The sequence below is a fragment of the Endozoicomonas sp. ALB115 genome, assembly GCF_049310245.1.
Taxonomy (GTDB): Bacteria; Pseudomonadota; Gammaproteobacteria; order Pseudomonadales; family Endozoicomonadaceae; genus Endozoicomonas.
On record NZ_JBLYZG010000007.1, the window covers coordinates 1 to 15,761 of the forward strand.

Consider the following 15,761-nt stretch of genomic DNA (forward strand, 5'->3'; position numbering starts at 1 on the left):
CCATCACCTGATTTCTTGGCCTCATCCCCAACCAGACTTGTTTCAGTCCCTTCAGGCATTGGCTTGAGCGAATCAGGAACCGATGTGGTCTCACTGCCTGTAATGAAGGCCCCCGGTGCTTCGGACGCTGGACTGGTTTTAATTCCCTGGTCAACTGGGGATAAAAGAGAGGTAACGTCAGAACCATCGCCTGATTTTACAGCTTCATCCCCAACCGGACTGGTTCCAGTCCCTTTAGGCATTGAACCGGGTGAGCCATCAGGAACCGGTAAGGTCTGAGTGCCAGTAGTGGAAGCACGCCGCGCTAAGGATGCTGGACTGGTTCCGGTCCTCTGGTCAACTGAAGATGAAAGAGAAGCAACGTCAGAATCATCACCTGATTCTTTAGCTTCATCTACAACCGTACTGGTTCCAGTCCCTTTAGAGATCGCCCCGGGTGAGCGATCAGGAACCGGTAAAGTCTGAGTGCCTGTAGTGGACGTACGCCGCGCTTCGGAGATTGGACTCGTTGCAGTTCCCTGGTCAACGGGAGATAAGAGAGGAGCAACGTCAGGACCATCACCTGATTTCCCGGTTGCATTCAAAGCCGGACTTTTTCCAGTACCTTCAGGCATCGGCCCGTCTGACTCAGCAACCGGTAAGGTCTGAGTGCCTGTAGTGGACGAGCGCCGCGCTATGGACGCTGGACTGGTTTCAGTTCCCTGGTCAGCTGAGGGTAAAAGAGAAGCAACGCTAGAACTATCATCTGATTTCCTGATTTCATTCACATCCGGACTTTTTCCAGTCTCTTCAGGCATCGGCCCGGATGAATCTGAAACCGGTGAGGTTTGAGTGCCTGTTGTGGACGCTCGCCGCGCTGAGGACGTTGGACTGGTTTCAGTTCTTTGATCAACTGGAGATACAGAAGAAGTTACGTCAGACCTATAACCTGATTTCCCACCTTCATCTTTGGCCTTATTGGTCACCGCAGGCACTTCATGCCCATTTGTCGCGATCAAGGCATCGTCACTGATTACGGCCGGTGTTTTCTCATCATCGGGCCTGGCCACGGTGCCGCTGCGCACGGCTGATGTTGTCTGGCCATCCGCTGAAGCAGGAGTCACAGGGTGCGACTCATCACCTGATACCTCTCCCTTGGCTGGAGCTATAATTTCTTGCTTTGTTACACCCGGCTCTCCAACACTGTAATTGCTGAGTATATCTCTAAGCTTTCCTTCCGAATCAATCAGTTGTTTGCCTGTGATTAACGTTTTGTCGTAGCCTGCGTTAAAATGCCAATCCCGGATATCATCCATTGATGAAACAATGATTTGTGCAAGCTCTTTTGGGCTGCTTAGATCCACTCTTTTAAGATCATTCAGGTGGTTTTTCAGCTTTACTGAGAAATCAGCATCCAGATTTACTTCTTTTTTTGCTGATTTGGTTTGAATATCTATTAATATGTTCTTAACTTCATCCCGGTCTGACTGTAGATTTCGACCGTCAGCCTTTATATCACCACCACTGTTCAGTGCTGTTTCCACATCCCGAAAATGATCAGACTTTAACAATCCCCTGATTTTTATATCAAGAACAGGAACCGAGCGAATCCTTCTGGCACGAAATGGTGTGCTTGAATGATCTGGACGTCTCAAGTCAGACTGGATATATCTAGGGGGTTTAGAGCTTTTTTCCTTAGCAGTTTCCTGATGATCACCCCGGAGGAGTTCTGGCGGTGTTGAAAAACTGGTTCCTCTTGGACCATTGACATTACTCATAACCTGTCCTGACTGTTTGTTGTCCTTAACTATCAGCAGGCAATCAGTTGAAAAAACATCATCAGATCCGGTTGCCGGAGTCTGATTAATCCATGATTACACTTATTTAATTTCAGGCTAGCAGAATAGAAGGGCTTATTTAGTCTTTAAATGAAAACTCAGAGCAGTTATCAATAAAACCGAACAGATTGAACAGTTTTTTTTAAATTCTCAAACAACCACCTTTTAAAAATTCATTCAGTACATTTTTTTGACTAGTCTGAAAATAGACTGCCCAGGTACCTGTATCCATGCAGTCCTGCGGTGGTCGGCAGCCTGACGAATAAACCAAAATAGTTCATGTTCACCGCCCATTTCCTTTCCAGAGCATTAAAAGTAGCTAACCGCTACTGAACTGTCAGCCCCTTCTCTTTCGGATTCCCAAGATCCCGCAGGGTGTTTTCCAGCTGTTGCAACCGCAGGGAGACCTGGCTCTGGAAAGCGCCCAGCTTTTTACTGAGTTCATCCTGGGTTTGCGCAGAGGCTTTTATTTGCTGCTCGACACTCTGCTGTGCAGATAAAGTGCTCTTTAAGCCATCAATTTCAGCTTTCAGTGCTTCAACACGGCTAACCATATCCGAATTGGCAACCAGCTGCTCAGTGGTCACAGCCTTAATGACCTGGTCCAGCTCATTCAGCTTTGAGACCGCCTGCTCGGAGGACTTTTTAGCCGCATCAAACTGTTTGACAGCAAGGTCTACTTTCTTCGCCCCCTGGTCAATCTTATCTTTATTCTCATTAATCCACTGACGGTTTCTTTTGTTAGCAACATCCCAGAGCTTGCGAATTTCAGAGTTCACTTCTTTAAGTTCTGAGCGGAAGATGGAGTCACTCTGGTTAATGGACTCACCGGTTTGAGAAACCTGCCCGGTCACCAGCCCCAGTTGATCCCGGGTTGCCTGAAGCTCCTGCCGGGTCTCCTTCAAGGCCTTCTGCAACTCAGTCACCTGCCAGTAACCGCCAGCAGTAACACCAGCCAGAAGCACAAACAGAACACCCGAGACCAGATAGCCCGCACCGCTGCTTTTACCGTTGGCTGCGGATTTACTGAAACTTTTTGGCCCGAAGCCTGTGGAACGGTGCCTGGAAGGACGCTGGTCAGCGGTTATGGATAAGTCCTGGTTTGACTGATAAATCTTGTTATCCTCTTGCATACTCACTGCTTTCCATCAAAAACACCGATCAATTTGTGTATTTATTAGACTCGGACGAAACGGTGTTCCCGGCTCCTGATTGTTCTGAACAAATGAGGAACTATTGTAAAAGAAAGAAATCCTGCCCCCAACCTTTTTATTCAACGTAAAGGAGTGAGTTGGGCTTGAAATTTCTGCGGCAAACCTCAAGATACATCCCACATGGATTCGTAGTAGCCACGGTGCTACTATCGCTTTGCGAAAAATCAGGTCTCTGAACGAAACCAATACTATTCCAACCACAGCGGGAGAACACAAATGGCTTTTCAACTGCCTGAGCTGCCCTACGAGCGCAATGCCCTTGAACCACATATCTCCAAGGAAACTCTGGATTACCATTACGGCAAACATCACCACACTTACGTGGTCAAACTGAACGGTCTGGTTGAAGGCACCGAGCTGGAAAACAAGAGCCTGGAAGAGATCATCAAGACGTCTGAAGGCGGCATCTTTAACAACGCTGCCCAGGTATGGAACCACACCTTCTACTGGAACTGCCTGAGCCCCAATGGTGGCGACAAGCCTTCCGGTGAACTGGCAGCAGCTATCGACAAAGCCTTTGGCTCTTATGATGAGTTTGTTGCCAAATTCTCTGACATGGCCGTTAACAACTTTGGTTCCTCCTGGACCTGGCTGGTAAAAAACACCGACGGTTCCCTGGAAATCGTCAACACCAGCAACGCCGGTACACCAATCACTGGCGACCAGAAGCCTCTGCTGACCTGCGACCTGTGGGAGCACGCTTACTACATCGACTACCGTAACGTGCGCCCAGACTACCTGAAAGGCTTCTGGGCCCTGGTGAACTGGGAATTTGTTGCGGCTAACTTTGCGGCTTGATCAGTCAACTGTCAGATACCCAATTAAGTTGGGAAACAAACCTGACTAATTGGCAAATAAACCTGTTGAGTTAGGAAATATTTCCGAGACAGGAGTCTATACCGCCTGATAAGAGTGCTTATCAGGCGGTATCTAAAATACTAAAAAGAGATAATAGCAACTTCCCTTAATTTCAGATCGGAAAGAAAATATTCCACTCGGGAAAAGCAAGGTCGTGGCACTGGCTCTGGCTCAGACTAGATCCCCGGACTTTTCATCACTGAAGCGCCTGCATTACACGGTAACCAGAAACACTCTGTACTAACCTCAATGTATCTGAAGACCTGCAAAACGGATTTAGTGAATGTTTCATCTATTTTTACGGTTCGCAAGAGTATTGGGATAAGTAATATGCAGACGACAAATTTCACACAAACAGAATGCAGTAAACCCTGGTCGATAAGAAATACTGATTACAGCGACACGGGATGTTTACTGGGCTGTGCTGCGGGTTGTTTCCTGGGGCATTCTGTAGTCATTTATAGCGGTGCTGGATGTCTTCTTGGCGCAGCCATTAATACGCTCTGCCAAAACGATTATAACGATAAACATTGTAAAGATCTTAAAATTATACTCTTTGGATCAGAAGAGCCTGTCAGCAAAAGATCCAACAGTATTCCTGTTACTGACCAACCGAAGCGTTGAACAAAACCGGGGCGCAATTCCACTCACTTTTGGATAGGAGCAATTACCGCGCAGGGCAGTCTATTATCGGACGCCTTAATGAATCAGGGCTTTTAATGGCTGCCAGATTTTTGTGGTTGCCATCCCTTGAATTCTGGTGAACAACCTTCTTTGCCCGGTGCAAAACGGGCAGGCTTGTGCCTGACTTAGGGATTTGAACAACAATCGTCTTATTCCAGGTTTTGTTTTATGGAATTTTCTCTGCTGATTTTTGTCCTACCCACAATTGAGTCATAAAGCAGGCAAAGCAATGAACGCGGCAGGTTTCGCATTTAATTGTCCTATTTGTTTCTACGACGGCTATATCGGAGGCCAAACTGGTGGGAATTCACTGGTCAAAACCTCTTGCCCGGCATCCCACGTTTTCCACCTGAAGTGCATCACCGAATGGCTTGAAAGTAATCAGCAGAAGATAAAAAGACTTGATCAACGCCAATGCAGTCAATGCATGCAACCGGCACTGCCACTGCTTCTTTTGGACAGGAGTAACGTCATTGACAACGAATCAGCTTATTGTGAGTCCGTAATGTTTAATGCCTGCCGTACCGGAGAGCTGGCAACACTGAAGATGTTGCTGCGCGAAGACGAGACCCTGGCAAACCGGACTTACCGTTCGGTGCTCACCGGTCATTCTGAACACCTGTTAGTTGTCGCCATCAATTACGGCCATTATCATTGTGCCCGGGCTCTGATCGACTGCGGTGCCGATGTCAATGCCGCTGGTCACGATGCTGAGACGCCCCTGTGTATCGCCATCCGGAAGAGCTGCTCCGAGGTTGTCGACATGTTGATCAGGGCCGGTGCCGATGTCAATGCCGCTGGTCACAATGGTGAGACGCCCCTGCGTATCGCCATCCGGAAGGGCCGCTCCGAGGTCGTCGACATGCTGATCAGGGCCGGTGCGAATATCAATAACGTACTTCGCACCGCTGTCCGGGAGGGCAATGTTCGACTCCTTCGATACCTGATCAGCACCCACCCCAGCCAACCAGCCCTTAATACCGCCCTGCGCGATGCTGCCGAACGGGGGCAGGCGCTGTGCCTTTTCATCCTGATCTTTGCGGGAGCGAACGACCTTAACGGTGCCCTTTACGCTGCCGCCGAGCGGGGGCATACACAGTGCATTGATATTCTGATCACAGAGGGAGCAAACGACCTTAACGGTGCACTGTACATTGCTGTTCTGACGGAAAACATCGCGGGCCAGGTTGTTCTGACCCAACAAGGAGCAAATATTGCTACCGTACTGCACACTGCTGCCAGACAAGGTTCCTGGGAATTTTTCAATCTCCTGAGCGACCCGACACACATCAATGACACCGATGCAGAAGGTCAAACGCCGTTGCATATCACCGTTGCCAACGGGCATTGCAAATGCGTGGAAAAGCTGCTTGAAACCAGGGGAGTGAATATCAATAGCACTGATAGCCTCGGCTATACGGCTCTTCACCTGGCTGCCCGCAATGGCAACACAGAGATCGTTAACATCTTGCTGGCCGCTTACGGCATCAATACCAATGCCAGGAATAAAGATGGCTGGACGGCTCTTCATTTAGCGGCCCGCCGAGGCCACACCGAGACTGTCAAGGCGTTACTGGCGGCTCGCGATATCAAGGTTAATCGGAAAGATCACGATGGCTGGACGGCTCTCCACATGGCGGCCTGGAATGGCCAAACAGAGACCGTCATGGCGTTACTGGCAGCTGACGTTATCCAGATTAATGAGAAAGATCACGATGGCTGGACGGCTCTCCACCTCGCGGCCAGATACAATCATCCAGAGTCCATCAAAGCGTTACTGCTGGCTCCGAGTATCCACGTCAATGCAACAAATACCAATGGCTGGACAGCTCTCCACCTCGCTGCCAGATACGGCTGTCCAAAGTCCATCGAAGCGTTAATGACCGCTTTCGGCATCCGGGTCAACGAGATGGATAAAAATGGCGATACGGCCCTGAGCCTGGCTACAAGGTTTGGTCACACCGCCAGTAAGGAACTTCTTGTTGAAAATGGGGCAATTAATCCACCGTTCTGCCATCTACTATGAGCCATAAAATTCGGGATCATTCATTAAACGGCTAAAACAGCTTAATCAAAAACGCCTCGTTCAAAATACTGTTTTAAGGAATTTTCTCTACCGATGTTTGTCCTAACCACAACCCTTATCACACAGTAAGCTTCAGCCATGCACAGCGTCAGCGGCAACACCACAGATTTTTCCTTTAATTGCTCGAACTGTATAGGCGACGACAGCAATATCGGAGGACAATATGGCGGACATTTACTGGTCAAAGCCTCTTGCCCGGAGTCTCACGTTTTCCACCTGGAATGCATCACCCAATGGCTGGACAGTGATCAGCAGAAAGTAAAAAGGCTTGATGAACGCCAATGCAGTCAATGCATGCAACCGGCGCTGCCATTGGTTCCTCTGGACGGTAGCCAAGTCCCTGGCGACGAATCGCCCTATTGTGAATCCCCGATGCTTAATGCCTGTCGTACCGGGAATCTGGAAACGCTGAAAATACTGCTGGCCGAAGATGAGACTTTGGCAAACCGGACTTACCGTTCAGCACTCACCGGTCATCCTGAACACCCGATAGCTGTCGCCATCAATTACGGCCATACAGATTGCGTCCGGGTCCTGGTCGACTGCCATGCTGATGTCAATGCCGTTGGTCACGATGGTGAGACACCTCTGCAAAATACCACTACCCGGCAGCGCCAGACCATTGACTTGCAAATGCTGCTGACCGGGGCCGGCGTGAATATCGATAACGTACTGCACACCGCTGTCCGGGAGGGCAATGCCGAACTCCTTGAATACCTGAACAGCACCCAACCCAGCCAGCGTGCCCTTGATAACGCCTTGAATGAAGCCGCTGGGCAGGGGCAAACGCAGTGCCTTGAGCCCCTGATCAACATGGGAGCAAACGACCTTAACGGTGCCCTGAGCGAAGCCGCCGAGCAAGGAAAAACCCAGTGCCTTACCACCTTGATCAACATGGGAGCAAACGACCTTGACGGCGCATTGCGCGAAGCCTCCAGATGGGGGAAAACGCAATGCCTTGAACTATTGATTAGCAAGGGCGCGAAAGATCTTTACGGAGCCTTGTATATTGCTGTCCTGACGAAAAATGTAGAGATACAGTGCATTCTGATGAGAAAAGGAACGGGTCTTAATACCTTATGGAGCACTGATAACAAAGAGAATCCTATGACAAGTTTCATTCGCAGGATCATCATCAGTTACCTCAATACCACCGATGAAGCAGACATAAAACCACTGCATTGCGCCGCTGCCAGGGGCTATACCAAAGGCCTTAAAACGCTGATTGAAACCAGGGGAGTGGATGTTAATGCCACTGATTACCATGACCATACGGCTCTTCGCATCGCTGCCTGCTGCGGCCACACAGAGACCGTCAAGGCATTACTGGACATTCCCGGGATCCAGGTCAATGTTGAGAATACTTCCGGCGAAACGGCTCTCCACTTTGCTGCCTGGAGTGGCCACACAAAAACCGTCAAGGCATTACTGGCCGCTGACGGCATCAAAGTCAATCTGCGGAATTGCATTGGCTGGACGGCTCTACATTTTGCCGCCAAATTCGCCAGTCCAGAAACCATCAAGGCGTTACTGGAAGCTGACGGCATCAATGTCAATGAGAAGGATGACGGAAACTGGACGGCTCTCCACGTAGCTGCCGCATACGGCAATGCAGAGAACGTCAAGATGTTACTGGCTGCTGGCGGCATCAGGATCAATGAGAAGGATGACGAAGGCTGGACGGCTCTCCATTTAGCGGTCTACGACGATGAAACAGAAGTCGTCAGGAGGTTACTGGAAGCTGACGGCATCAAGGTCAATGAGAAGACTAACGATGGCTGGACGCCTCTGCACCAGGCTATCAGATACGCCAGTGCAGAAACCGTCAAGGTGTTACTGGCTGCTAACGACAGCGGGATCAATGAGAAGAATAACAAAGGCTGGACGGCTCTCCACCTGGCTGTTGGATTCGCCAGTGTAGACATCATCAAAATGGTACTGGCAGCTGACGGCATCAAGGTCAATGAGAAGAAAAACGATGGCTGGACGGCTCTCCACTTAGCTGTCTATCGAGGTGACACAGAGATTGTCAGGTTGTTACTGGATGCTGACGGCATCGAGGTCAATGCGAAGACCAACAAAGGCTGGACTGCTCTGCATCAGGCTGCCAACAGTGGCAACACAGAGATCGTCAAGATGTTACTGGCTGCTCCAGGTATACAGATCAATGAGCAAAATAACACAGGCTCGACGGCTCTCACCCTGGCTACCAATTACGGCTACACCGCTTGTGCAAAACTCCTTGCTGAAAGCGGGGCAGTAGATAATCCATCGCCCTGCCCGCAACAGTGAGCAATGAAATGGTGGAACTCCGTTATTGAACATTTAGCGCCCTTTTTCAGTTCTATAAACACAGGCTTCACGGTAAGGAAGCAGTCATGAATATCCCGCAAAGTAATCATATTACCAATTACCTGTTTAGCACTGATCATAATGTTGTTTTTCAGGAAAGCACCGGAAACGCACTGCCGCCTAATTTAAAACATGAAATGCTGAAAATTTACCAGCAAAGCCCTACCCGCTTCAGTGAAGATAATCACAGCATTCCCATTAATCAGAGGAATATTGAACTGATCCATGTATTGCCAATTCTGGCTCAAACCGATTACTTTCTTGAGAAACTAAATAGCCATGCCCTGGAGTTCTGTAAAAACATTAACAAAATTCATTCAATAGATATACAAATGTCCCTCTGGGATACAGGCCCCTTCAAAACATTATCAGATATCGGGAAGTTCATGGAATCCATTATTGCCAGGCACAATGATAGACGTGATATAACTCATAATGAAAAAATAGCATTCAGATTTCTGTTAACCGGTTTATTAAAAATGGATCATGATTTGGATGTTTACAATTCAACCCACATATTGAATATATTATCGAAATATTTTCACCCCGACAAAAGTATCAGACATTGTGAACTCTTCTCATGTATCTTAAGCAAAGGACCACGACTTGCCATGGTGATATATGATGTGTGGAGCTTAAATAATACGCCGAAACTCTCACTTCTGAAAAATGAGGTTTTTGGTATGTCCGTTTACCGGTTAATTACATTAATTTCCAGGCTAAATGAAAGCATACATGAAATCCCAAGAGTTGCAGAGCGATGCCAGCTTCGCAAACAGATACAATTAAGGTTAGAAACACTCCAAAGCATTAGCCTGAAAGAAAACCTGTTAAAGACACTGATCAAATACAATGAACAAGCACTACTGGAAGCATTGACAAATCGTGCAGACTTCAATATCAATGAACTGCGTATTAGTGGAGAAACACCACTGATTTACGCTATTAAACAAAGAAGCCAATGGATTATCGAATTTTTAATAAAAAAGCAAGATATCAATACGCTTGGCCTGGAAAAAAAAACACCCCTTCAAATAGCCATTGATTGCTACAGTAAATATCTTGATGAGAATGAATCCGGTGATTCTTGCAACCCCTACAAACCAGTCATTGAATCTTTATTAAATTGTCCTCAACTCGACGTTAATGCTCAGGACTCACTGGGCATGACCGCTTTATGCCATATTGCCATGCTACCAAAAGCCGATTCAACATACTTTTCGTTTGTCGAGAAACTGATTTCCAGGGGTGCCAATATAGAAAAAGCTGTTTATGGCTATGGAACAGTGATTAGTTTATTAGGGCAAAATAGAACCTGACCAACGGTTAAAGATTACTAGTGATATCGCCAACCTGTCAGTATGGCAAACCAGAATAAAGAATCCAGATGAACCAGAGGGAGGGGCGCGCTGTTCGCACCAAGGTTTGGCGATTTCGCTCCTGATGAACGCCATATACCCTTACGGGTAAGGTTGTTGGGAGTCGGCGTCAGGTTCATCTTGATAAAGTCTTTATGCGTATAATCGGGGTAGACTGACCTGGGGAAGCGCTTTTTCCTGATGTCCTGCACATAGCGGACGTCAGGGTCACACCAGTAACCACACTCAAGTGCTGCCCTTCTCAGTGTTTCTGCCGGTAGTTTCTGGTGAATTATCTCCTTCATTGCTTCCGGTTGCATGCCAAAAGCGGTGCCGAACAAGTCTGCGGCAATTGCAACCAACTCCCCGGCCAACTGATTCATCTGCTCTGAATTGGTGTAATCCAGTTGGCCAGTGTCGTGGCGAACTCTCAGCCAGTTGATCGCCAGCCCGTAAAAAGTTTTCCCGAGTTCAGAGATTCTGAGCAGTTGCTGACTCTCGGCACTGGTTACATCAACGTGACACCTGGTAACGAAGAGGTCGATGGTGTGTTCATTAAAGGAACGTATATCAGCCCAGTCTCTCATTCCTACGGGGGCTGGTGCGATATTTGGATAATCCTGATGCCACTCGCCCATGTTGCCGGGACAGCGCTGCTTGCTAAAAAAAGGGGTCGGTGACCAGGCTCTGCCTTCAACCGTGTCATGAAACATGGATAATGCATCCGGTGCCTGCAAGTTTTGCCGCCACAGGCGGCCGGCATCTCTGGCAAACAGTCCGAGCCCAGCGAGTGATGCCTCAACACCGAGGCCAGCAACACCTTCAGTCTCGTAGGGATAATGGTGATAGAGCGCGCTGTTTTCTTCGTCATCAAATACCTGAAGAAAAGCGGAGTTGTCGGGTTCAAACGCAATCATTGCCAGGGTTGACTCAGGAACACCGGCCCGCTGCAACTTACTCAGGGCATCGGTCAGGCGAAAGATTCCCATGGGTTTAAGCAGTGCACTTTCCAGCCCCAGCTCCGCTTTATGCCGGCGAAAAAACTCAAGGTGTGGTTGCTCTCGAATAAAATCTCCCCAGGGCTCTCTGCCACCGGGCAACTGTTTCAGGAACTTATAACGCCGATAACCGTTTGGCGTTGCTGCACAGGGAAAAGCCAGGCTGCGCCCGTAAACCGTTATGTGGCTATTGGCAAAGAACGGTTTTTCCCAGGGTTCAGGAAGCCTGGGAATGTTTTTTTCCGTATGCCTGGCAGCAAAATTTTCAACTACACGCAAAAAGCCGACGCTGCAAGCCACCCTGGGCGCTGGGATACTGTCAGCCCCGAGTGCAAGACCAATGAGATGCCAGGGATAGTAAGACTCCTCAGGTGTATCGGCACTGCCCCGTTTAATAAACATTGACTTCCTGTCGGCCCGTGTTCTGGTCAGATACTCAAGGAGACAGTACTGCATGTCCGGTATCATAACTCTGATCACTTGAGCAAGATATTCAATCGGTAGCTCTGAGTCCTGTACAAGCATTGTTAATTCCAGCTCAGCTTGCAAATTCCAAAAAATATCGGTGTTACTTGCCAAAAAGCTGATAACACGCTGAAAAAAATCGTTCGTTGATTCCAGAGTGTGGTGGAAATTTGCCTTCTCGCATCTCTCGGGCAAAGGCGAACCAATGGGAAAGGCTGTCGGAGTGAATGTCAGGGATGGTCGTTGGTAGTAGAGGTGCTTAAAAAGGTACAGATACTCACTGAACCAGGCGACACTCATTGGGTGACCAAATGCAATCAGGCTTTGTATGCAGTCAATAAGGCTCTCCCCGGAGGTTAGCTTTAGCAGGCTATTGCGCCGACTTCTGACAAGGTTCTGGTCCGGTGAGATCAGTGGTAAGTCAGATACCTGATACGGGTGGTGATGATACAATCGCATCAAGGGAGTAGCACCACTGTCGTCCTTCATATTCGCCAGATCTCTGGCGGGCAGCAACTGGAACAGGTCATCATAGGCGACCACATAACGGTTGAGAAAGGTAAAGTGTACTCCTTCACAATAGTCAGGCAGTGCTGTAGCCAGAACGTGCAGTATGTTTGCTCCCTGATTAAATCTCTGATTGAGAATGGCCTGCCAGGAGTCTGCCAACGTCTCCTTCAGCAGACCGAACATCTGCTTCTGACCCAGAATAAAGGTGCACAAAAATAATCGTTCTCGCTGTGCGGCGTCCATCATGTGGTGCAATTCTTCTTTGATCAGCGGTTGATATCGTGAAGCGTTAACCTCAAGCTGATAAAGATTTGCTATAAAACGTTCTGAGTTGAGATCCGTTATGATGGATTGACTGATATCCTGTTCAGTCCGGGAGTCGCTCAATGTGTTACCCAACACCGCAAAAATTCCGGTTATCAGATAGTGTGCAGCACATTGGGAAAATAGCAGATTGGGATTTTTGCTTAATGGAAAATAGCTATTATAGAATTCCGGGTTGTTGTTAAAACTGTGAACGGCCTCCTTGATCTCAGCGTGAGTTAAATATTTTTCCACCGTTTGCGTACTGGTAGAATCAGCCATGTACATCATTCTTACGGCATTTATGTCCAGAAACGCCATCACAGCCTCATCGTCACTGTTGTCCAGCACCTGCCTCAGTAACAATGGAGGAACCCTTGGGTCGAATTTATAGAACCCGAGCTCTTTCACCACACCCACACCCTCATCAGCCAGTACTTGCAACACCGATAGATTGCCAGGATAGACACAATCATGAATCAGGCTTCTGACAACTTCTTGCAAGACCGGCCGCGAGGATTCAGAATTTTCAACGCGTGACAGCTCCTTTTGAAGCCGATCCATCTTTTTCTTAAAATTGGACCTTAAAGGCGTATCCAGCCTGGCCACGGCATTTTGAATGATCGCCAGGCGGTTTTGCTGGTCAGGATCAGCTGTGTGGATACGACGTTTTTTCAAAGGAGGCTCAAGCTGGTGATCAAGACCAGCTTGCTCGATTTTCTTTTTTTGCAATGGTTGTTGAGAGCGCAGCTTCCTATTAGATACGTCTCTAACCTGCCTTGTCTGGATTTGGTCCTGCCTGGCCGGACCTGGATTTACCTGAAGATCTACTCTCTCTGGCTTGACGTTACGACTGGAAACAGGCTTTTTGGATAATTTATTCCATGCTAATGAGCCCACATAAAACGTTGTCTTGACCGGGGTAGCAATGGCATAGAGAGTGTTCCAGAATGCCCAGGAAAAAAAACCACCATTTTTGACGTTTTCCAGATTAAAGCCGGGAGGAGGATAAAAAGGGGGCAATGGAGATTCAATTCCATTCATAGGGCGGATCCGTACTTTATCGTTTAAATAAAGTACTGACAAAAAAATTATGGTTTAGTTTCATTTCTTAACCCGGATATTAATTAATCCCCCCAAAACAGAGGCACTTGGTTTCCAGGTACTCTTCCAGACCTTCCTGTCCACCTTCCCGACCAAACCCAGACTGTTTAACTCCACCGAAAGGTGCCAGCTCTGTGGAAATAATGCCTTCATTGATGCCCACCGTGCCATATTCCAAAGCCTCAGCCATTGATTCAGCCAGGGGTTTGCCCTGCTCAAGGGTCATCAACCGGGCAAGGTCAGCCTGATTTCCCATCAGTTCTTGATCCCTTCAATAGTAAACCAAACGTGCCTTTGAAGCAGTGACAAATACCGTGTTTTAATTGTTTACCATCAATGAAGTTTGAATGTCTTCTAAAAAGCTCCTCAGCATATCGACAACATTTTGCTGCAACGGAAATTTCTCCATCTTGCCTATACGTTCAACCATCCTTTCAATGGTACCGGGCAAACCGGGATTATCGGTTTTGACAAAGCGTAAGGAAGTGATCAAATCATCAAGAAAAGAAGGATCGGTGTGTTTACACCTTTTTACAGCATCGACCTGATCCAAAATGTGATAGTGAAACATCTTAATGTCCAGATAAGCATTATATTTGCTGTTCAGCTCACTTGCCCAGGGAATATCTTTGTTCTCAATCGCTTTTTTCAGGAGTATATCGATGGCCTTTTGGCTCGTACAACCGCTGCTTGCCAGCCGTTGTTTACAGGCATTTTTGGCCATACGATAAATGTAGTAAAAACGCGGATCAAGCTTGCTTGCCAGCTTTTCCAGAAGCCTGCTATTCGCCGTGTCAGAGTCATCACTGGCAAACAAAGGAAAGATCAGTTCAAGCAGAAAAAACTGGCGTTCATCAAGTGCTCTGTCTATCACCACTTCGAGCTTCCCGGAATCTATCGTTGCCTGGTAATTGGTCTTCAACTGGCCTGCCCACTCTAAACCGTGAGAACCTAGGGTACTGACGGCTTTCGTCATTGCGGCATTGACGGCAGTTTGATCCCTGACACCGTGACTCAGCAGCGTGTTGATAAATCTCATATAATTGTCAAAAAAATTGCCATAGCTCCGATCAAAAAGCTTCGGAGAGTAATCCTGTGGCTGCATCGCAACGGTTTTTAAAACTTCACGCAGGATCTCTTTGCAAGACTTGTTATCTTTATCGTATAAACTCAAGATACGTTGCAACTGATAGTTTTTTTTGGCCTCATAAGTTTTAAACAGTTGTTCCTTTAATTGCACACCATTAAGAGAGATGCCATATTGCTCTTTCATGGCTTGTGCATAATCGAACCTGCCTATTGAAACAAAGAAGTCAAACGCCTCTTTCTGCACGTTTTCACTGAGTATTTTTGATTCAGCCAGTCGGTTGACCACATCCCCCGGACAGCCTTTTTTCTTCAATACTTCCTGCAAAAAATCAGAAACCAGCCTTTCAGAGGCATCATCATGGGTCATTAAATCCAGCGCCATCCGAATTTTATTTTCAGCAGAGGGTATTACAAACGCATGGAAAGTTTGTGGCAGTATCTGCCATAAAACGTCCTTAAATTGAGCGGCACTGAGTGTGATTCCATATCGGCTTTTCAGTTGCCACATTGCGGGAAAGTTATTTCTTCTTACCGCCTCGTCCATAAGCACCCTCACGGCATCCAGGGTCAGGGGGGCAGTATTCACAGGTGTTTCCAGGAACGATGGTTTTGGGTCGTTGGTTTCGGCTTTTTCACTATCCAGAGGAAAACCACGATCCAGCCTGTTTTTCGCCTGATTACCCTCAGATATTACCGTTTTACAGGCAGGACAAGTAGGAACGGACGGCAGGCTCGGGTCTCGATCAGACAGATCCCGGCAATGACTATCCCAGTTGTCAGCACATTCCCCGTGCATCAGGTGCTTACATCCCGATAATATAAATACATATTTATTTCGCCAAGAGTGACTGGGTACTTCATCGGGATACAGGTAATCAGTAATGGAGTTCAGACAAACTGAACACTCGTGTTTTCTAGCATGG

8 protein-coding genes and 1 pseudogene are annotated in these 15,761 nt (G+C 47.7%); 4 read left to right on the top strand and 5 right to left on the bottom strand.

What is annotated here, in order from left to right:
* Together ACO6VE_RS04765 and ACO6VE_RS04770 are read right to left on the bottom strand one after the other, a co-directional pair.
* The coding region (locus ACO6VE_RS04765; RefSeq protein ID WP_422460000.1) for a hypothetical protein at window positions 1-1,757 on the bottom strand (1,757 nt) is incomplete at its 3' end.
* 386 nt (window positions 1,758-2,143) lie between these two features.
* Window positions 2,144-2,950 (bottom strand): hypothetical protein, encoded by an 807-nt coding sequence (locus ACO6VE_RS04770; protein WP_422460002.1) that lies wholly within the window; start codon window positions 2,948-2,950, stop codon window positions 2,144-2,146.
* Between the two features lie 297 nt (window positions 2,951-3,247).
* Between ACO6VE_RS04770 and sodB the strand changes: the two genes are divergently transcribed.
* From sodB to ACO6VE_RS04790, 4 genes are all read left to right on the top strand, one after another.
* The gene (gene sodB, locus ACO6VE_RS04775; RefSeq protein ID WP_422450512.1) at window positions 3,248-3,829 is read left to right on the top strand and encodes a superoxide dismutase [Fe]; all 582 of its coding nucleotides are present in this window, start codon (window positions 3,248-3,250) and stop codon (window positions 3,827-3,829) included.
* A 973-nt stretch (window positions 3,830-4,802) separates the two neighbouring features.
* A complete protein-coding gene (locus ACO6VE_RS04780; protein ID WP_422450511.1) occupies window positions 4,803-6,599 on the top strand; it encodes an ankyrin repeat domain-containing protein in 1,797 nt (598 codons plus the stop codon).
* 138 nt (window positions 6,600-6,737) lie between these two features.
* Window positions 6,738-8,951 carry an ankyrin repeat domain-containing protein gene (locus tag ACO6VE_RS04785; protein ID WP_422450510.1) on the top strand — a complete coding sequence of 738 codons (2,214 nt, stop codon included), beginning with the start codon at window positions 6,738-6,740 and terminating at the stop codon, window positions 8,949-8,951.
* 86 nt (window positions 8,952-9,037) lie between these two features.
* On the top strand, window positions 9,038-10,330 hold the full coding sequence (locus ACO6VE_RS04790; RefSeq protein WP_422460004.1) for an ankyrin repeat domain-containing protein: 1,293 nt from the start codon (window positions 9,038-9,040) through the stop codon (window positions 10,328-10,330).
* Window positions 10,331-10,347: 17 nt separating this feature from the next.
* On the opposite strand, the gene ACO6VE_RS04795 is transcribed toward ACO6VE_RS04790, so the two are convergent.
* From ACO6VE_RS04795 to ACO6VE_RS04805, 3 genes and pseudogenes are all read right to left on the bottom strand, one after another.
* On the bottom strand, window positions 10,348-13,689 hold the full coding sequence (locus tag ACO6VE_RS04795) for a hypothetical protein (protein WP_422460005.1): 3,342 nt from the start codon (window positions 13,687-13,689) through the stop codon (window positions 10,348-10,350).
* A 79-nt stretch (window positions 13,690-13,768) separates the two neighbouring features.
* Window positions 13,769-13,939 (bottom strand): annotated as a pseudogene (locus tag ACO6VE_RS04800) (aldehyde dehydrogenase family protein); the annotation flags it as partial.
* Window positions 13,940-14,068: 129 nt separating this feature from the next.
* A complete protein-coding gene (locus ACO6VE_RS04805; RefSeq protein WP_422460007.1) occupies window positions 14,069-15,382 on the bottom strand; it encodes a hypothetical protein in 1,314 nt (437 codons plus the stop codon).
* Window positions 15,383-15,761: the final 379 nt, after the last annotated feature.